15 protein-coding genes are annotated in these 19,645 nt (G+C 37.5%); 6 read left to right on the top strand and 9 right to left on the bottom strand.

Features of this window, described 5'->3' with window-relative positions; translation table 11 throughout:
- Positions 1-129 precede the first annotated feature (129 nt).
- From phaC to JOC76_RS08715, 3 genes are all read right to left on the bottom strand, one after another.
- Positions 130-1,218 (bottom strand): class III poly(R)-hydroxyalkanoic acid synthase subunit PhaC, encoded by a 1,089-nt coding sequence (gene phaC / locus JOC76_RS08725; RefSeq protein ID WP_205177206.1) that lies wholly within the window; start codon positions 1,216-1,218, stop codon positions 130-132.
- A gap of 63 nt (positions 1,219-1,281) precedes the next feature.
- Positions 1,282-2,025, bottom strand: coding sequence for an acetoacetyl-CoA reductase (gene phbB, locus JOC76_RS08720; protein ID WP_205177205.1), 744 nt, complete (start codon positions 2,023-2,025; stop codon positions 1,282-1,284).
- Positions 2,026-2,057: 32 nt separating this feature from the next.
- Complete coding sequence (locus JOC76_RS08715; protein ID WP_205177204.1) at positions 2,058-2,453, bottom strand: hypothetical protein; 396 nt, start codon at positions 2,451-2,453, stop codon at positions 2,058-2,060.
- A gap of 457 nt (positions 2,454-2,910) precedes the next feature.
- Here JOC76_RS08715 and fabG point away from each other — a divergent pair, with 457 nt between their 5' ends.
- Entirely contained in the window at positions 2,911-3,645 is a 735-nt protein-coding gene (gene fabG, locus JOC76_RS08710; RefSeq protein ID WP_205177203.1) for a 3-oxoacyl-[acyl-carrier-protein] reductase, read from the top strand.
- A gap of 298 nt (positions 3,646-3,943) precedes the next feature.
- Here fabG and JOC76_RS08705 read toward each other — a convergent pair whose 3' ends face one another.
- Positions 3,944-4,132, bottom strand: coding sequence for a hypothetical protein (locus JOC76_RS08705; protein ID WP_205177202.1), 189 nt, complete (start codon positions 4,130-4,132; stop codon positions 3,944-3,946).
- A 476-nt stretch (positions 4,133-4,608) separates the two neighbouring features.
- On the opposite strand from JOC76_RS08705, the gene JOC76_RS08700 reads away from it, so the two are divergent.
- The 3 genes from JOC76_RS08700 to JOC76_RS08690 all read left to right on the top strand — a co-directional run bounded on the left by JOC76_RS08700 (position 4,609) and on the right by JOC76_RS08690 (position 7,020).
- On the top strand, positions 4,609-5,796 hold the full coding sequence (locus JOC76_RS08700; RefSeq protein WP_205177201.1) for an acetyl-CoA C-acetyltransferase: 1,188 nt from the start codon (positions 4,609-4,611) through the stop codon (positions 5,794-5,796).
- Between the two features lie 163 nt (positions 5,797-5,959).
- Positions 5,960-6,163, top strand: coding sequence for a hypothetical protein (locus JOC76_RS08695; RefSeq protein WP_205177200.1), 204 nt, complete (start codon positions 5,960-5,962; stop codon positions 6,161-6,163).
- 215 nt (positions 6,164-6,378) lie between these two features.
- Positions 6,379-7,020, top strand: coding sequence for a tetratricopeptide repeat protein (locus tag JOC76_RS08690; protein ID WP_239557637.1), 642 nt, complete (start codon positions 6,379-6,381; stop codon positions 7,018-7,020).
- Positions 7,021-7,494: 474 nt separating this feature from the next.
- On the opposite strand, the gene JOC76_RS08685 is transcribed toward JOC76_RS08690, so the two are convergent.
- From JOC76_RS08685 to JOC76_RS08675, 3 genes are all read right to left on the bottom strand, one after another.
- The gene (locus tag JOC76_RS08685) at positions 7,495-8,418 is read right to left on the bottom strand and encodes a phosphate ABC transporter substrate-binding protein (protein ID WP_205177198.1); all 924 of its coding nucleotides are present in this window, start codon (positions 8,416-8,418) and stop codon (positions 7,495-7,497) included.
- A 226-nt stretch (positions 8,419-8,644) separates the two neighbouring features.
- The gene (locus tag JOC76_RS08680; RefSeq protein ID WP_205177197.1) at positions 8,645-11,731 is read right to left on the bottom strand and encodes an efflux RND transporter permease subunit; all 3,087 of its coding nucleotides are present in this window, start codon (positions 11,729-11,731) and stop codon (positions 8,645-8,647) included.
- A 256-nt stretch (positions 11,732-11,987) separates the two neighbouring features.
- The gene (locus JOC76_RS08675; protein WP_205177196.1) at positions 11,988-14,741 is read right to left on the bottom strand and encodes a bifunctional YncE family protein/alkaline phosphatase family protein; all 2,754 of its coding nucleotides are present in this window, start codon (positions 14,739-14,741) and stop codon (positions 11,988-11,990) included.
- A 288-nt stretch (positions 14,742-15,029) separates the two neighbouring features.
- On the opposite strand from JOC76_RS08675, the gene JOC76_RS08670 reads away from it, so the two are divergent.
- The gene (locus JOC76_RS08670; RefSeq protein WP_205177195.1) at positions 15,030-15,212 is read left to right on the top strand and encodes a hypothetical protein; all 183 of its coding nucleotides are present in this window, start codon (positions 15,030-15,032) and stop codon (positions 15,210-15,212) included.
- Positions 15,213-15,312: 100 nt separating this feature from the next.
- On the opposite strand, the gene JOC76_RS08665 is transcribed toward JOC76_RS08670, so the two are convergent.
- Both JOC76_RS08665 and JOC76_RS08660 read right to left on the bottom strand, forming a co-directional pair.
- Positions 15,313-16,632 carry a multicopper oxidase family protein gene (locus JOC76_RS08665; RefSeq protein ID WP_205177194.1) on the bottom strand — a complete coding sequence of 440 codons (1,320 nt, stop codon included), beginning with the start codon at positions 16,630-16,632 and terminating at the stop codon, positions 15,313-15,315.
- A 114-nt stretch (positions 16,633-16,746) separates the two neighbouring features.
- Positions 16,747-18,681, bottom strand: coding sequence for a PhoX family protein (locus tag JOC76_RS08660; protein ID WP_205177193.1), 1,935 nt, complete (start codon positions 18,679-18,681; stop codon positions 16,747-16,749).
- Between the two features lie 223 nt (positions 18,682-18,904).
- Here JOC76_RS08660 and JOC76_RS08655 point away from each other — a divergent pair, with 223 nt between their 5' ends.
- Complete coding sequence (locus JOC76_RS08655) at positions 18,905-19,618, top strand: response regulator transcription factor (RefSeq protein ID WP_205177284.1); 714 nt, start codon at positions 18,905-18,907, stop codon at positions 19,616-19,618.
- Positions 19,619-19,645 lie beyond the last annotated feature (27 nt).

Raw genomic sequence — 19,645 nt, 5'->3', positions numbered from 1 at the left:
GTAATAAATATTTTATTCCTTAATGATTTGAGAATTGATTAAAGTTATCTCTACATATTGAATAATCATCAAAAAATAAGTGAGTGCCAAAGACACTCACTTAAGAAAAATATTTTTTCAATTTTAATTTTAGCTAGATCGTTCAGCGAGCCAGTCCCCAATAGTTGGGTATGTAATTTTGGAAGCTTGGCTACCAAAAGTAATCGAAGTATGACCCACTGGTAAATTTTTATACTGTTTGTCTTCACTTGAAATAGCGTCCATTAAGGCTTCTACCATATGCGGCTGAGCGATTAAATCACTTTGTCCTGCTAAATTCAGTACATTTGCAGTGATATTTTTCAAATCAACCTTCCGGCCACGAACAACTAGCTCCCCTTTAATCAGCTTGTTCTGCTGATAAAAATCTCTAATCCACTGACGATATGATTCGCCTGGGAATGGGATCCCATCGTTTAGCCACTTTTGCAGAAGTTTGAAGTTTTTAATAAATCTTTCATTATCCGCACGATCTACTAAACTTACAAATGGCCCATAGAAGTTACCCATAGGTTTAATCAACTTATTTCCATAGTCAATCATTTCAGGTGGAATCACCCCAAGGGTATCTACTACTTTATCAATATTAAAATATTTTTCATTTAACATTTCGCCATACGCACCTGAATCCGCAAAATCAAATGGACTTGTCATAAAAACTAGATTTCGAATTGGTAATTCAGGGAATAAGGATGCAAACACTGATGTCATGGTACCACCCATACAATAACCAAGAATAGACACTTCATCAGCTTTAGATGTTTTCAAAACCTTTTTAACTGCACGCGGGATATAATCCATAATAAAATCATCTAGTTTCATATTTCGATCTTCGTATCCTGGTGTACCCCAATCAAGAAGATAGACGTCAAACCCATTATTTACTAGATATTCGATTAAACTGCCGCCTTTAGTTAAATCCAAAACATATGGTTTATTGATTAAAGCATAAATCATTAATAATGGAATTCTATGCTTTTTTGGTTTTTCTGAAATATAACGATAGAGCTTTGTTTTATTCTTAGTCCAAACTACTTCTTTAGGAGTAGGGGCTACTTCTGGCTGAGGGTCAACTGTTAACACTTGAGTTGCCTTCACAACCCGTTTCACTTGCTTTCCATATTCTTCAGGAAATAAATCTAATAACGTATCCCAATCTTTTTCACCAACTAAGCTCATATTGTTCACTCCTTCCTTCATTTCGTTATTTACTATATACAGAGAAAAGTCTCTTCATGACAATTACATGTAAAGTCCGCCGTTAATATTAAGCTGCTGTCCAGTGATATAGGCTCCATCCTGACATAGGAAAACAACCCCACGAGCTACCTCTTCTGGTTTACCTAAACGTTTTTGCGGAACTTTTGCTACAATTCCTTCTAGAACTTTTTCAGGAATAGCCTGTACCATTTCTGTGCCGATAAATCCTGGGCAAATGGCATTAACCGTAACATTTGATTTCGCTAATTCAAGTGCAAGCGATTTTGTGTAACCAATTAATCCCGCTTTTGCTGCAGCATAGTTAGTTTGACCAAATCCGCCAGCTTGTCCAATAATGGATGAAATGTTGATAATTCGTCCCGCATCAGATTCAAGAAGGTATGGCAAGGCAACAGATGTTGTGTTGTAAACACTGTTTAAATTAACATCAATTACCTTTCTCCAATCCTCAGCGCTTAATTTTTTGAAGGTACTGTCTCTTGTAATACCTGCATTATTAATTAAAATATCTACTCTACCAAATTTATTGTATGCTTCTTGTACAAGATGTGCTGCTTCTTCAGTATTGGATACATCCGCCCGAACCGCAAAAGCTTCTCCGCCGATTTCATTAATATCAGCGACCATTTTTTCTGCTATTTCTTCACGTGAAACATAGTTAAGAACAATTTTTGCACCTTGTCTTGCAAGTTCCAATGAAATAGCTGCTCCAATTCCTCTGCTTCCACCTGTTACGATTGCTACTTTTCCATTTAAATTAGTCATGATTTTCATCCCCCATAGTTGTAAGTATGTAATTATTCTTTAGACTTTAAAGCGGTTAAAATTTGGTTAAGTTTTTTATCCAGATTCTTCATTTCAGCTTTTAAGTCAGATAATTCGTTTTTAAAAGACACCTGATTGTCAGTGCCCTCCAGTTTGTCCTCGAGCAGCTCTTCTAAGCTATCAACTTTAGCATCGACGTTAACAACTTGAGCAGATAAATTTGCAAGGTCCTTACGTGAAGGGATGTTCCCAAGCTCTAAATATTTTTCTGTTGTTTCGTCAAGCCATTTTTTAAATTGTAAGTTCACGTCCAATAATTGTCCGATTCCTTGGGAAGGAAAAGACTCCATGATTTTTTCATCATAAAGATTACTAGTTTGGTTATAAAGATCCTTCCAAGCTTCAAAAACATTAAAATTTGTCGTCAACATAATTCCTCCTTACGCTTTTTATCGACAAATTAATCATACATACAACATTCAAACAAATAAAGAACAAACATTAAAAATTATGAAAAAATATTACTGCAAATTCCGACAAAATTCTAGCCTTCTGTAAATTACATATATAGAAATTTTTATTAAACTATAAAACCGCTCAACCACAACGTTTTAAGCGCTTTCAAAACTAAAAATTACAGGTGGATAATTTTTCCTTTGTTCTATTTCTGCTAGGTTTTGAATAATTTTTACCAAGTCGCGATTGTTTATTATTGAGTGTTTGAATGTTTGGTGGTGATAGAAAAGTTATTTTTCAACAATAATCGACAAATACCTTTCTCTAACTCATTTTTTTGTTCACATTTTTGACACAATTTCAAAAGGCATTTTTTTCTCTTAATGAATTTAGGTGGATTACTAAATCTAACAAAAAGAGGTGGAAAGTTTGAAATTTGTTGAAAGCGTTGTTTTAATTACTGGAGGAGCACAAGGAATTGGAAAGGAAACAGCAAAAAAATTCTTAAATGAAGGGGCCAATGTTGTTATATGTGATTATGACGAATCTGCTGGTAGAAAAGCTCTAGAGGAATTAAATCATGAAAAGATTGAATTCTATCAAGTCAATGTAACTGATAGTTCACAGATCCAAGAAATGGTTCAATCCGTCGTTCAAAAGCATGGAAAAATTGATGTCTTAATCAACAATGCAGGAATAACCCTTGATGGATTTCTGACAAAGATGGAGGAATCAGATTGGGAGAAGGTTATTTCTGTTAATTTATCTGGGGTATTCAAATGCACAAAAGCTGTCGCCCCCATCATGTTAAAACAAGGTTCAGGTGTAATCCTTAACGCTTCTTCTGTTGTTGGACTATATGGAAACATTGGTCAGACGAATTATGCTGCGACAAAGGCTGGGGTAATTGGCTTAACCAAAAGCTGGGGAAAGGAATTTGGCCCTAAAGGGATTAGAGTCAATGCTGTGGCACCCGGTTTCATTGAAACTGGTATGACTGCCGCGGTACCTGATAAGGTTCTAAATTATATGAGAGATAAGACCCCGCTAAAAAAACTCGGGAAACCAGAAGATATAGCAGCTGCCTATCTATTCTTGGCTTCTGATGATGCAAAGTATATTAACGCAACTGTTTTAAGTGTTGATGGAGGTTTGGTCATTTAATCAATATCTGTTTTTGGCGAACCGCATTCGGAGAAAACGCCCTACTTCTAGAATTGAAACATCTGTACAATAGGGACTCACTTTCTAAAAACTTCAATGTTTCTGGCTCAATGCCATGGTTTTCCCAAAGAAAAACCAATACAAAGGATATCTTTAGACACTCTAGAAGGGCTGTTACCCACGCTGGTACATCATTTATTACCAGCAATTGGAGTACCTGGTCCTCTTCTTCCTTTCAGGTAAAGAGGACCACGTATTCCCATTTTCTTCTTATTAATATGCTCTCAATAATTCTTTTTTAACCTTGAATAAATACTGCTTTTTCACATGGTTGATGATTGTTCTCCAAGTTGAAAAGTTGTGAACTTAGACCTATCGTGCCAACCGATTGAACATTTTCAGAAATGGATAAAAAATCGGCATTTACAGCGACTCGAAGTAATCCCTTTCCATTTAATGTCTTTACTTGAAGTAGTTCTCTATCCACCTTTGCAAAGAGATATCACCCTTTAAAATAAAGTAATAGAAGAATAGTATTTTTTGAACCGAAAAATCCGAGTTATGAAATATATTATTAGTCATTAAAATGTAATTTTTAACTATTTCTAGATTATTAAACATGTTTTTGTCGAAATCCAAGAATGATGTCTAGAAAAAGACTACTAGAAAGTAATAATTATTTCTACAAAATTCGCTAATTTTCAACAATTTCCCCTCCTCATCACATACCTTCTTTTCGGAAGTCAAATGTGCAATTATTATTCAGATTTTACTAATTTCTTAGTATTTTCCGCCACTAGAAACCTTCCCACAAAACGATCATTGATAGCCAAAAGTTATCTCTCTAAGGATGCAATTTCACTGAATTTGTCGAAGAATTACTGATAAAACTTGTCCTTATCTGTAGTATCATATGAGAGGAAATTATACATAGTATAAAATACATCTATGGGAGTGTATGAAATGTCAACAAACGAAGTTGTAATTGTAAGTGCTGTTAGAACAGCAATTGGAAATTTTTTAGGAAGTTTACAAAATGTTTCAGCTAGGGACCTTGGTGCTACAGTAATTAAAGCTGCCGTTGAAAGAGCTGGTTTAACTCCTAATCATGTTGATCAAGTAATTATGGGAAATGTGTTACAAGCTGGCGCTGGACAAAACCCAGCAAGACAAGCTTCCCTTGCAGCAGGAATTCCTCAAGAATCACCAGCGATTTCTATTAACATGGTTTGTGGTTCTGGTTTAAGAGCAGTTCACTTGGCAACACAAGCTATTCTTTCCGGAGAAGCTGATGTAGTTGTTGCAGGTGGAATGGAAAATATGAGTCAAGCACCACATTTGTTAAAAGGCAGTCGCAATGGATATAAGATGGGAGATCAAAAAATTCTAGACAGCATGATCAAGGATGGATTATGGTGTGCCGAGAACGACTACCACATGGGTGTAACTGCCGAAAATCTTGCAGAAAAATATGAAATCTCACGAAGTGAGCAAGATGAATTTGCAGCATGGAGCCAACAAAAAGCACAAGCTGCGATTGAGTCAAATAGATTTGCAGACGAAATCGTTCCAGTTGAGGTTCCTGGCCGAAAAGGTCAAGTAAGCGTCATCAGCCAGGATGAGTTTCCTAAATTTGGTACAACTGCAGAAAGCCTTGGAAAGCTTCGTCCAGCGTTTAAAAAGGATGGAACAGTTACAGCTGGTAGTGCTTCAGGAATTAATGATGGTGCTGCTGCTTTAGTTGTTATGAGTCGCAAAAAAGCCGAAGAACTTCAGCTTAAACCATTAGTAGTTATTAAAGCTAATGCTGTTGCTGGTGTTGATCCAAGTATTATGGGTATCGGACCTGTTCCAGCAGTTAAAAAAGCTCTTAATAACGCTTCATTATCTTTAGAAGATATCGACTTAATTGAAGCAAATGAAGCATTCGCTTCACAGGCCATTGCTGTAGACCGTGAATTACATTTTAATAAAGAAAAGTTAAATGTTAATGGCGGTGCAATTGCCTTAGGACACCCTATTGGTGCCAGCGGTGCGCGGATTTTGGTTTCGTTAATTCATGAAATGAAAAAACGTGAAGACCGTTTTGGGTTAGCTACATTATGTGTTGGTGGTGGCCAAGGGGTAGCAACTATTGTTGAAAATATTTAATAAAATTCAAGTTCAATAGACAAAGTGGACAACCCTTTTCTGAATTATTATAAGATTCAAAATAAGTTCACGATTTCGGGAATTGATTTGTCTTATAATAAGGTTAAAGGGAATATGGAATATATTTCAATTCCCTTACCTTTTTAGAAGGGAGGTCCTGATCATGTCATTTGCTGATTTTAACGATATTTACCGGATTTGTTCTAACTTTATTGATGATGAAAACGCAGTGGATATAGTTAAATTAGGAATCGATGTGACACCTGGTTCTACGGCTGCAGATTTACATTCAGCAAGTTCATACCGTTGGTGGGAAGTTGCTGAAAATGAAATTCACCAAGAAAAAAGAGATACAGTCCTTATCTAACGATTATAAAAAAATAGTTAGTTATGGATTAGACAGCATTTTATTCAAGTTAATTAGGCATCCCTTGTGTATCTAAGACTAGTATATACAAGGGATGTTCCTTTACCTAATTTACTATATTAGACAACGTTCACATGTAGACAAATCGGTTCCCATATCATTTACTTTAAACAGACAATCAATTTAACAGACTACCAGGAGGGAATAATTTGAAAATGGATGAAACTAAAATTAATAGTGACTTAAATAAAATGCTCCAATCTGATCATGTTCCTGAAGAAAAAAACAATCCACAAGATCTTTTTAATCAATATAAAAAATTATTTGAAGCTAAAAACTTTTTTGAGGCATTAGAGATTTTAACTCAATCTTTAAGAAAAGGATTTCCTCTTGCGGAGTTTGAAATGGGGAAACACTATTATTCTGGAAGTGACCAGTTAGGGATTGGAATAGACTACCTAAAGGCTTTTGAACACTTTACTGAAGCTGCATTACTGGGTCATGCAGGTGCTCACTATTATCAAGGGTTAATGTATCTTAAAGGGTTAGGTGTAGTTTTGGATGTTAATCAAGCACTTCTTTCTCTTAACTTGGCTGCAGCTCAGGGTGAAATAGAAGCATTAGGTGCATTAGGTAAGATCTATCAATTTGGCTATTCAGACATTTTACCAGATTTAAAAAAAGCTGAAAGCTACTATAAAGATGCAGTTAATTTAGGTCATCCTGCTTCCACGTTAAATCTTGCAGCATTACTTGAAACTCAGTTAAGATTTGAAGAAGCATATGAGTTAATGATTGAATCAGCCAAAATGGGTTATATTGGAGCAATTGATTATTGTTTGAATACATATAAATAATTTTTCAATTGTAATCGAAAGGTCATTGAGTTTAAACTCAATGACCTTTCTTTCGTTCACATTATTTACAAATGAAAGGTAATTGTAGTCTTGCACTTACCTTTTTTCAGGCTATCGAAAAACTTTCGATAGTGTTTATTAAATTAAGTCTCTGTCTAACAATCCACCGAGTTATTCAGTTATTATTACTAATATTTTAGGCTTTGCACAAGTCTGTTGATTGCCCTCTAGGCGCGTGTCGGGGAACTTCCTCTCCTCATTTCTGCTCTCCTGCGGAATCTCCACTGCCCCATGTACTCTAGCAGGTACCAATGCGCTAAGGATGTTCCAGGACATCCCCATGGAATGCAATTGTCTAGAGCGGAAATAAAGAGGACCCGTTAGTAGAGACAAAAATTGCCGAGAAAATCCCCTTTCTCGACAACAACATGAAAAGGTAAGTGCCACTTGCACTTACCTTTCCGAACTAAGATATTATTTATTTGTTACGTTTCCTTTAGCATCACGCTCAACCTGCATTTTTGTTACAGGAAGATATCCTTGTTGCTTTAATAGATTGTTTTGAATATCATCTGACATCATAAAGTCAAGGAACGCTTTCGCAAGCTCAGTAGGTTCACCCTTTGTATAAGAGTGCTCGTACGCCCATACAGGGAATTTACCAGTTTGTACATTTTCATCAGTTGCTTCTACACCATCAATTGAAAGAGGTGTTACTTTATCATCAGTGAAATATGAGAAAGCAAGGTAACCAATAGCGCCATCTGTTTCATTAATAATCTTTTTAACTGTGTTTGAAGAATCTTCTGTAATACCTTCTGCTGGGGTTGCTCCATCAAGCGCAAGCTTATTGAATACTGCACGTGTACCAGAAGAGTCAGGACGGTTTACTAGTACGATCTTTTGGTCTTTTCCGCCAAGTTCTTTCCAGTTAGTAATCTTGCCAGTGAATACTTTGATTAGATCTTCTTTTGAAATATCTTTAATGCCAACTTTAGGGTTAACAGCTGCTGTAATACCTACAACGGCAACTTGATGATCTACTAATTGATTAGCTGGGATGCCATCTTTTTCTTCAGCAAATACGTCAGAGTTACCAATTTGAACAGAACCTTCAGCTACTTGTGATAAGCCTGTACCAGATCCACCGGCTTGGACTTGAATATCAACTTTTGGATTTTGAGCCATGAATTCTTCAGCTGCTGCTGCTACTAACGGCTGCATTGCAGACGAACCTGAAATTGCTAATGACCCAGAAAGTTCTTTCTTTTCTTCCGTTTTGGTAGTGGTAGTTTTACCTTCTGTTTTGTCTGTTGATGTTCCGCCTCCACAAGCAGCCATGAATACCATTACTGCGGCAAATAATGTAAGAAGGCTTAAATTTTTGAAACGTTTCATTTGCTTGATTTCCCCCTATTTGATTCATATCAATTTATGAATCTATTTTGTTTGCCTTACAGTTATTAATATAAAAGATATTTATTAACCCAGTTTGAATTGAATGTAAAGGTTTTGTAAAATGTCGCATTTTGCTATTTTCAAATGATTATAGGTTTTCTAAATAAAGCAAAAGAGAGGCTCCAGTTCCTCTCTTTTTCATCATTGTTTGAATTAAACTAAATCATTATGCTGATATTCCTTGATTCTGTTTGATATTTGAATGATTCACTTTGCCACTTAACCACTGATAAACGATTGGTATGACTACTAGACAAATTAGTGTGGAACTGAACATCCCTCCCACCACTACTACTCCGAGTGTCTGAGAAATAATGCTGTCCCCTCTCCCCGAAAGGGCTAAAGGCATCAAAGTTAAAATGGTTGTCAATGCGGTCATTAAGACAGGCCTGACTCTTGTTACTGTTCCATTTTGGATCGCTACATTTAATTCCAGCCCGCTAGCGAGATTCCTCTCAATTTTATCTACTAGAACAATCCCGTTTGTTACCACAATTCCCGTTAACATCAGTAATCCTACTAATGCAGCTAGATTCCATTCGAGCCCAAAAATAAACATTCCGAATACAGAACCAATAAAAGCTAACGGAATACATATTAAAACGGAAAGGGGTGCCTTCCATCCCCGAAAAACACCGCTTATAATCATAAGAACAAGTAAAATAGAGAAAAATAAGGCAATTGTCATTTCATAAATCATTTGATAGACCTGCTCGGGAGCACCTGTAAAAGAATAGTTGACACCCTCTGGCAGGGGTATTTTCTTAAGTTTATCCTTAACTTGTTTCGTCACCTTTGCAATATCATTAGAAATGATACTAGAGGTAATTACAAAATATGGTTTTCCGTCCTTTTCTTGTATCACCGATGTTCCAGCAGGCTCTAATAGAGCAAGCTGCTGCAAGGTCACTTTTTGGTTTTCCCTATTTACGAAAACTTCATTTCCAAGCAACGAGAAAATATCCTCTGAGTTCCCATTCTGTTTATTAGTATGAATCACAACCGGGTAGGTATTTTGATTAATGGAAATAACCCCTTTTGTTCCGTCAACGGTATATTGCTGTATACGTTCTAAAACATCATCAAGTTTTATTCCATAATGTTCAATAGCTTTTCGATTAAGGGTGATCACATACTGAGTGGAATGGTCATCGGTATCAGCAGCCCCCTGTACAGACAATTCAGGAACAAGTTTTAGTTCGTTTCGTATCGTTTGCGCTATTGTTTCTAGCGTCTGGCTATCAGCACCCGATAGATTGATGTTTAACTGAGAATCGTCCCCTGCAATATTTTGATTAGATACTGTGAAGACCGCTTTACTAGATAATGAATTTAATTGCTCCTGTAGACTTGAGATAAACGCATTTATATTAGTACCTTCTTTTACCATGATCGACAAATTAGCTATGTTTGGTTTCTGAAGCCATCCACCACCTGCATCAAATACATCATCAGACTGGGGAACGAAGGATGAACCCAGCCCTGAAGAAAAGGATTTGACTTTTTTGTTAATTACCAGAAGAGATTCGATTCTTTTCACTTCAGAGTCGACTTCAGTTAAAGAGGTATTTTGCGGCATTTCTACTTGTACACCAATCTGACCAGTATTGCCTGCCGTAGGTAAAAAATTCACTGGAAGAAAGGCAGCACCTGCCGAAGCAATTAAAAATAATGTAAAACATGCGGATACAACCATTTTCTTGTGCTCAAACACCCAGGTTAAAATTTTTGGGGAAACTTGCTCAAAATCATCATCCCTTGAAGTCGGCTTTCCTCTCCAAAAAAAGTTGTAAAGAACAGGAACTACCAAAATGGCTACTAGTAATGAAATAATCAAAGCAATCACAACTGACCAGGCAAATCCAGAAAACGCTGAACTCACCAAACCACCGATTAAGGCAATCGGAACATATACAGCCACTGTGGTAGCAGTGGAGGAAACAATTGCTGGAATCATCTCACACACGGCATCCGTTAGCAATTGAACACTGGTTTTGCCTTGCGACTCATTAACTTTCCGATTCATATTATCAAGAATCACGATTGAGTCATCGACCACTCTGCCCATCGCAACGATAAGTCCCGAAACGGTAAGAAGATTGAGGCTTATTCCCATTGTTTTTAATATGCCAGTTGTAGCTAATAGACAGATGGGAAGAGAGATCGCAATTAATAAAGTGGAACGGACTTTACGGAAAAACAAATACACGCAAATCATTGAAAATAAACAACCTAATAAACCTTCCTTGATCAGACCCAGTAAGGATGAATTAACCTGCTTGCCTTGATCAAAAAGGATGGAAACTTGGATATCTTTATTTTTTAATGCAGGAAAATCTTTCACTGCACTTTTTATCCGACTGGAGACATCCGTAATATTGGATGAAGAAGTCTTCAACACATCTACAAGAACACTCGGTTTTCCGTCCGTCCTTGAGATGGTCTCCAGATCCACAATGGAGTTTGAGATGTCGGCCACATTCGAAAGCGGAACGGTTTTGCCTTCTCCGTTATTAATAGGAAGCTGCATGAGGTCTTGTTGGTTGAACCCCCAGCCCGTTACTTGAATTGGAATGGATACCTGATTATTCGATACCTTTCCCTCTAATCCAGTTATGTAATTTTCTGCTAGTGAACGCTTTACGTCGTTAAGAGTCAATCCGGCCTTTTTTAAATCCTCCAGCCTGAGCGTAACAGAATATCCCGCTTTTCCACCTCCTGATACCCGCACATCCTTTACCCCTGGAACGGTTTTTAATCGATTAACAAAATCCTCTTGAATGGCCGTACGAAGTGTATTTTCTGTAAGATCGGCAGAAGACCCCATTAGACTCATACGAATAATCGGCATGGAATGGGTACTAAGACGTGTGACTAACGGTTTTTCTGCCCCAGCCGGTAGTTTAATAGTGTCTAAGGCCTTTGAAACCTGCTCCTCCGCCTGTTCCATGTTATAACTCATTGGAAAATTCAAACTGATTAGTGCCCCGCCATTAAATGAAGTTGTTTCCACATCCTCTAGACCTTCAACTACCCGGACTGCCTGCTGGATCGGTCCTGTTATCTCGGCTTTTACTTGCTCAGCCTGATAATTATCTGCACGGACGGTCACCGATAAGGTAGAATTATTAATTTCCGGTAAATAATCCCGCTGGATCTGCCTTGCAGACATCCCACCCCATACAAGTATCAGACCAATTAAGGTTATAATCAAAATCGCACGCTTCATTGTTTCATTTATTAATCGTTTCATATCAACTTATCCAGGCAAAGTAAAGCCTGAAAACGTTCCCCCTTTAATATGTAATAAAAAGTAACGAATCACTTAATTTTTTGATGGTGCCGTTGGTGGATAGTCTAAATCTTTTAACCTGTAACTCCCCCCACCACAATGGGCATAGTAAAAAATACTGCCAGTATTAACAACAATAGCTATCCTCACGGATAGCTATTATTGTGTTTCTACATACCTTTCCAGCAATCCTTATTAAAATAGTAAATGAAAACTATTAATCATTTTCAGCCGGTGATGGAGCAAAGCTTTCAGGCTGCTGCTCTACCTCTTCCGGTGTATGGGCTTTTTTATCACCAGGATATGGTTTATCAAAGCCTTCCGTCGCATACCAAACAGCATGATTTAACATATTGGCGTTCACTTCATCTGGTGACGCATGTTTACCCGTGAACTTGTCCTTATTCTTGTTAGACCATTCCGTCCATTTTTTTGAAAGTTCCTTCGCCTCAGGTGTCACTTGTTCTGTGTTGGCAAGCGCTGCGGTATTTGCATTCGGCTGACCGTTCAAAGTGTCGAGTGGAATTTGATTTTGTTCAACATTGTACGGTGTAAAGTCTGGTTCATTAGTAAAGATTTCGCTCATTGGTTCGGCAGCGGCATCGTTCTGGTTCATTGGAGCAAGCCCTAGAATCTGCTCAATACTCCGCATCATATTGATAACAGTCCAATAGTGGCTATTAGTAATCCCCTTCTTCACCCAAGGACTGATGACATAAGCTGGCTCACGGTGACCGTCTACATGATCCAATCCGTTTTGTGCATCGTCTTCTGTAACAAAAATGACGGAGTCTTTCCAGTATGGACTATGGGAGATTAAATCCACAATTTTACCAACCGCTAAATCATTATCAGCCACCATAGCCTGTGGTGTAGGGGAACCTGTAGCAGTTCCTGCTGTATGGTCATCCATGACCCACATCGTGTTTAGTGCTGGTAAATCATTATTTTTTACATGTTTTTCAAATTGCTGTTTGAATATTTCGAACCGGTATTGATCAGGTATATTTGTGTCGAATGTTGGGAATGGACTATAGGTGATTGGTCCAAGTGACGGAATGTCATAGGTTGCCTTATAATCTCCAACTGGGACATGAAGAGTACCTTGTTTCTCACCAGAAAGGATTTTGTAATCGTTATACCAATCCGTCCAGTTTCCAAATGCTTCTGGTCCTGTAAATCCGGTCGTGTCCTCTCCAAAGTTCTCTACCGATACACCTTGTTTAATAGCTTGATCCCATAAATGGCCTGTTGGTGCATATGCCATTGGGTCTCCTGCACCGCCCGGATAACTGCGGACGTTCGCAGCGTCGGTTTCTTTATCTTCATAGTCGTTATTCGTTCCCTGCATAACCCACTGGTGTCCGCTTGCAGACTGTATGCCGGAAACATAGAAATTATCTAATAGTGGATAAGTTTCTGCTAATTTGTGGAAGTTTGGTGTAACAGCTCTTGGGAACTGCGTTAATCCCACTTCTCCATTGCCCTTTCCTAAGTCTCCGAGAACTTGGTCATACGTACGGTTTTCTTTTATAATATAGAATACGTGTTTAATAGTAGATGGCTCGCCAATACGCTCTGGCATTGCAACTGGTTTTTTGTTATTTCGTGCCTCCGCATTTCGGTTCTTTATGCCATACCAGTTGTTGTTTGAATATACTTTCTGTGTTCCTTTAACAAGGTCTTCCGTTGAAGGAAATGGAATCAATGATAACGATCCAACCTGAGCATAAGAAGAGTGTCCAGTTACTTTGACCCCTTGAATCGTTAAATCACGCGTCGGACCTTGTGAACCAATACCATCAGCATTTGCAACGACTAAGTTTTTATTTTCATTGTCTACTGCGATATCAACAGGGAACCAAGCAGTAGGTAATAGACCTTGCAATTCAGGAGTCTTATCAGGGCCTTGCCAATCATAAACCGCAATCGCGTTATCGCGGCCAAGGCTGACCATTAATTTATTATCAATTACTTTCACAGCGTTTGGAGCCGAACCTTTATGAGCGTCTGGATATGGTTCAATGTTAATCGTTTGAACAACAGTATTGGTTTTGGAGTCAATAACTGATACTGTGTCACTATTTGTATTGGTTACAAATATGTATTGGCCTGACTGCGTCATACGCTCTGGCTGTACGCCAACTTCAATCGTTTTAGTAACGGTGTTGGTAGAAAGGTCAATAACGGATACAGTTCCTGTTGAAGTAGCACCTGTTTGTGGATCAACAACCACTTGTGTTCCAGAAGAGTCTACAGTTGTATCTCCAGCCTTCGGTTTTCTTCCGCCCTGGTTGGTAACGTAAGCTGTATTTCCATCTACTAAAATACTTGTTGGAGCATTATCCACTGCAATTTTGGCTGTTAAAGCACCAGTTTGTGGATCCATGACTCCAAGGCTGTTGTCTCGGTTAAGTGCTACTAAAAGCTGGCCTTGAGGTCCAACCGCCAGATCGAGCGGGTTGATATTTCCGCCAACAGCTGGAGTTGGAAGAGTATAAGTTTTTTGGATAGCAGGAGTTCCATCTGCACCAACAGACATAACCACAACCTTACCTTTTCCGCCTGTAGATCCTGTAGCATATAGCTGATTTCCATCCTTCGAATACGCTAATCCCCACATACTAGAAAGACCTAAAGATAAATCTTTGACAGTCAATTTTCCTGTTGCAAGATCAACAACATTAATCCCCTTACCACCGTAATTGTTGCGTCCAACAATTGTTACAGCTGTTTTTCCATTTGGATTAACAGTAACCGTAATCGGGTTACCACCGAATTCGATTTGCTTCCCTGCTGGTGTAATCAATTGATTCACAGGTGTTTGTACCGAACCATCTGCTTGATTACCTACTAAATTACTTCCAAACCCACTTTCTTGTGCGGCGTACGCCCCGGCTGAACCCAATAACACGGTACTTAATGTAAGACCAGCAAGCAGCCTTTTCTTTTTTCTAAGTTTTTTTAACATACCTCTTCTCCCCTTTCTTTAATACAATTTAAAGAATACTCTTCTTTTATTAATCTCTTCTATATTTCATGTAAATCTCTATGTAGATATATGTAAAATTAAAATAAATAAAATTCTATCTTTTTAACTAAAACTATTAGCCTATATTTTTCAACAACTTCTATCTTTTACATTAATTACAACTTCCTCAACATGTTAATAATTATTTAACACTTGCTTCATCTCCTCTTAAAATACAGTTCGTATAATGATTAGTGTAAATGTATTACTAAATAGGAGGTTGCTAAAATGTTTTTACAAAAGTTGGCACAAGGTGGATTACTTACAATTGATTATTATAAAAATGGAGCTTTAAAGACCCTAAAAGGAAGTGTTTATTGTTTAAATCTTAAAGAACAATTACTTTCTTTAAAAGACGAAAAAGAAGTCCTGCATTCCATCCGGTTATCAGGTATTAAACAAATTTACTAACTATCGCTATAACCTTTCCCTTAAGGTTATTTTTTTATCCCCCCAAAAAAAGAACCCGATTTTCAATCGAGTTCTTTTCACGACTATATTTTTTTATAAATTAGCTCGGATCCCCCGCTTGTAGCGCTTGATCCATAGTATTGATCTTTTGTTCAAGATCATTGATTGAATTCTTTAAAGTTTCAGGATTTGGTGAGCTATTTAATTGCTTGCTAACAGTGGCAGCAGCGTTGTCAAGGGCTGTCCACTCTTCAAAGTGAGCATCGGATGAGATACTATAAAAATCTTGTATTCCTTGGACAATATCCTTCATCTCTGGTTTCATCGCAACATATTTCTTATCAAATTGATATTCTTTCAACAATGCAAAATGGTGTCTTACATCACTTACTGGATTCATATTCCCATGATTCATTTTGTCATGGTAATCATCGTAGACCATCATCATATGCATACCATGTGTATCATGCGGCCCCATATGGCAATGAATCGGCCAAATACCAGGATTATCGGCTTTTAACAATAAATCATATTTTTCACCAGGTCCAATGGTAATCGAATCTTTAGTCATTGGATGGGAGATATCTCTTCCATCAGAAGCAACCACTTGAAAATGATGACCATGGGTATGAAAGGTATGGACTTCTGAACCCGCATTGATTAACCTAATCAAATAGGTACCACCTTCTTTTACATGGATAGCGGGTATTTCCGGATCCACTTTACCATTTATCGTGTAATATTTAGCTTTTCGTTCGGTTGTATCATAGTCCCCTTCCAGGTGTAAATGCTCAGCTGCTGTACCAACATATTGATTAGCTTCGGTTCCTTCTGACAAGCTTAATAGTGGGTCTCTTTCTGCTAGGAGTAGTGTAAACTCCCCATCTGTCTTATATTTTGGTTGCTTAGGCTCCACAATAAAAGCCCCATATAAACCCATTTCTGGATGCCTATCCGGTTCCACATGACAGTGATAATAATAGGTACCGGCATGTTTTGCATCAAATTCATAGGTAAATGTTTCTCCCTTCATGGTTGGATGTTGACTCATATCAGGTGTCCCATCCCCTGCAAAACTATTGTCGATCCCGTGAAAATGAATCGTATGCATTTCTTGCTGTTGATTATGAAACACGACCTTTACATGATCGCCTTCTTTGACACGAAGTTCAGGTCCAGGGACACTCGGAGGAGATGCTGGAGCATTTTTTTTCGGATCCCACAACCCAAATCCCCATGAATAAAGCGTTGTACCTTGTGATACTTCCTGTTCCATATCTGCTACATATAAATGAAACACCTTAGTTTCACTTTTGGTTGGGACTGGTGCTGCTTTCAATTTGGCACCTAAGATGAAAAATGCTAACGCCGCTGAACAGCAAAAAACAGAAAAAATGATCATTATAGTTCGTTTCTTCACGTAAACACTCCTTGGTGAGGCTAAAATGTAGAATTTTCACTAGTCATTTAATGATAAACTCCGGTAATCATTGATTACCGGAGTTTATTAAATAAAATTTTTATCTCGATATAATTATTTTTGGCTATTACTTTTTACATCGCGATTAGTATTTTGCAAATCTCCAACAAATGGTAGCCCAGATATATAACCTACTCCACCAGTACGATCAATGCCTATTTCTTTCTCCATTGCTTGTTTTAATTCATTTTTATCTACAGCAGTGATATTCTTACCATCTAATTCATCACCTGGATGCTGGAAATTGCTCATGATGTAAGAGAAGCCATTTCGGTTATCTGCAGCAAATAAACCAGTTGACTCCGCTCCAGCTGGAACTGATAAAATTCTTGATAGTTCCTTGGTATCGACATTATAAGCCCAGACAAAGTTATTCGTATGCATTCCACTATCTTCACCAATAAATAATGTTCTCAAGGCCTCAGAATAGCTTAAATTATCGGTATTAGCTACAGAATTTACGTCTGCTGTATTTCCATAAGCATCCGCAGATGGCATATCTTCGCCAGCGATTAAACCAGACATACTAACCGCAACATATTTACTATTAATCTTTTGACCTGTGGAATCCTTTTGACCATCAGTTAAATCTAATTGATACGTTACACCTGATTTAATTTTTGGAAGTTTCATATCATCCACTGGGTCAGATGCATTTTCCAACATACCATTACTTTGATCAGAAATAGCAATATAGACTTTTTTATCCTTCTCGTTTAAGGTTACACCTTCCATTTTGTTAAATTCTGATGTAGCTCCAAGTAATGCGGCATAGCGGCGGGATTCTAAGAACGCTGCTGCCTTTTCCATACCAGGCTTAAGTTTTAAGTATTCAGTTTTCCCATAAGAATATTGCTTGATTGCTTTGAAGCCTTCTTTCGGAACATCAGATGTTTCAAAAATATCACTGAATTTAATACCGCTGTCGATGATATTTTTAACTTCCTTATCGCTAGAATGGCCAAGTTTAATCCATTCTAAATTACCAGCTCCGCCATTTTCAGTACCTGTTTGGTGGAATTTCGCTGCATATAGTGTACCTGCTGTAAGATCCTTTGCTTCATCGGCTACATACATAAACATCGTTGTATAGGAACCGTCGTCTCCAAAGAATGCTGTACGCTGATCAGGCATCATCTTCATTAATTCATGAGAAAAACGGCCAATACTATAATGTTTTGCAACAGAAGCTTCTCCATTTTTATCTACTTTAATTTCAGGAATGAATCCATAAAAATATGGATTTGCCTTTGACTTGTCTCCAAAATAAAGTTTAGCAAAGCTTTCAACTTGTGTTCTGGTAGAGGAAGTTGGTAATTCAAAACTGCGAGCATCTGGCTCATACTCTTCAGAACCTAAGTGGGTATTCCATGGTGAAAGAGAACCGTTACATGGTATCCAAAGTCCATTTACGCTAGAAAAGTCAATTTTCTTAACTGATGTTGGTGTTAATTCCCCAGTTTCTTTATCTTGTTCTAGTTTGGATAATGACATTGACGCTGGAACAATACCGTATGCTGATTTTCCTGCAGCATCAATTGTCTGGTATTCATAATGTGTGACCATGTATTGTTGTCCATGAATTGGATTCAATAAACTATTGGAATCGGGTGCATCTGAAACATAATATGTAGGATTTCCTTCCACACTTGTATCCATAATAGGGTCACCATTTACATCGATTGGTGTACCTGCAGGAATCAACTTCCCTTTGTTAATGGCTACTTTATCCTCAGATTTAAATAACCTCTTATAAGAAAGCGGAAAGTTCTTCACTTGCCCATTACTATACTTCACATCCATTGAGGCATTTGTATAAGTTTTAACCATGTCGTCAATTGTTTTCGGTGCTTCCATCCCATTAAATTTTACAGAGTCAATGGTTACATGACCATTCCCTGCCGCAGCTGCAGGTGTTAAGGCTGGTATTGTAAGTGCTAGTCCTAGTGCAATCGTAGTCGCTTTTTTACTAAAAATTCGTTTTCTCATTTTTCTCCCCCTTGAAACATATTATTCACATATCTATTAAATTAAAAAAGTATTAATCTAGAGTTGACAGATTGTTAAGGGTTCGTAAAGTTTGGTTAATTCCTTGTAAAGTTTCCCGTGATTAAATTGTAAAAAGTAAAAGTTGAAATTATCATTTATATATACCTCACTTAACATATAAATAGCTTTTCATAAATTACCTAACCTTGGGGGATAAATGATGATGAAAAAAAAAATACTAGTAATCGATGATGAACCTTCAATTGTAATGCTGCTTCAATATAATTTGAGTCAAGCGGGTTTCGAAGTGATAACGGCTATGGATGGTGAAGAAGGAAAAAGACTTGCGGAAACTGAATTTCCAGATTTTATCCTATTAGATTTAATGTTACCAAAGTTAGATGGAATGGAAGTATGCAAACAACTTCGACAAAACAAAATCATGACTCCCATTTTAATGATTACAGCTAAAGATGATGTCCTCGATAGAATATTAGGTCTTGAGTTAGGTGCCGATGACTTTATGGTTAAACCATTTAGCCCAAGGGAAGTCATTGCACGAATAAAAGCTATTCTTAGAAGGAACGAACTTCAAACCGAAAGCATAAATGAAATTATTTCGGAAGAAACGAAAATGGAGATTGGTGATTTAATCCTCTTTCCATTAAAATTTGAAACCTATTTCAATGGAAATCTCATTGAATTGACATTAAAGGAATTTGAGTTGCTCCTCTATCTTAGTAAGAATAAAGGTCGGGTACTAAGCCGGGAACAATTGCTTAACTCTGTTTGGAGGCATGATTTTGCTGAGGATACAAGAATTGTCGATGTGCATATTTCACGCTTAAGAGAAAAGATGAGCGGGGATACTAAAAATCCAGCCTATATTAAAACCATCCGTGGGATTGGATATAAAATGGAAGAGCCAAGATGTTAATAACAAACAGAAAAAGGCTGCAATTCT

Origin of the sequence: Neobacillus cucumis, assembly GCF_016908975.1 — a bacterium.
GTDB classification, from domain to species: Bacteria; Bacillota; Bacilli; order Bacillales; family Cytobacillaceae; genus Neobacillus; species Neobacillus cucumis.
This window is presented reverse-complemented; position numbering and strand designations above follow the sequence as displayed.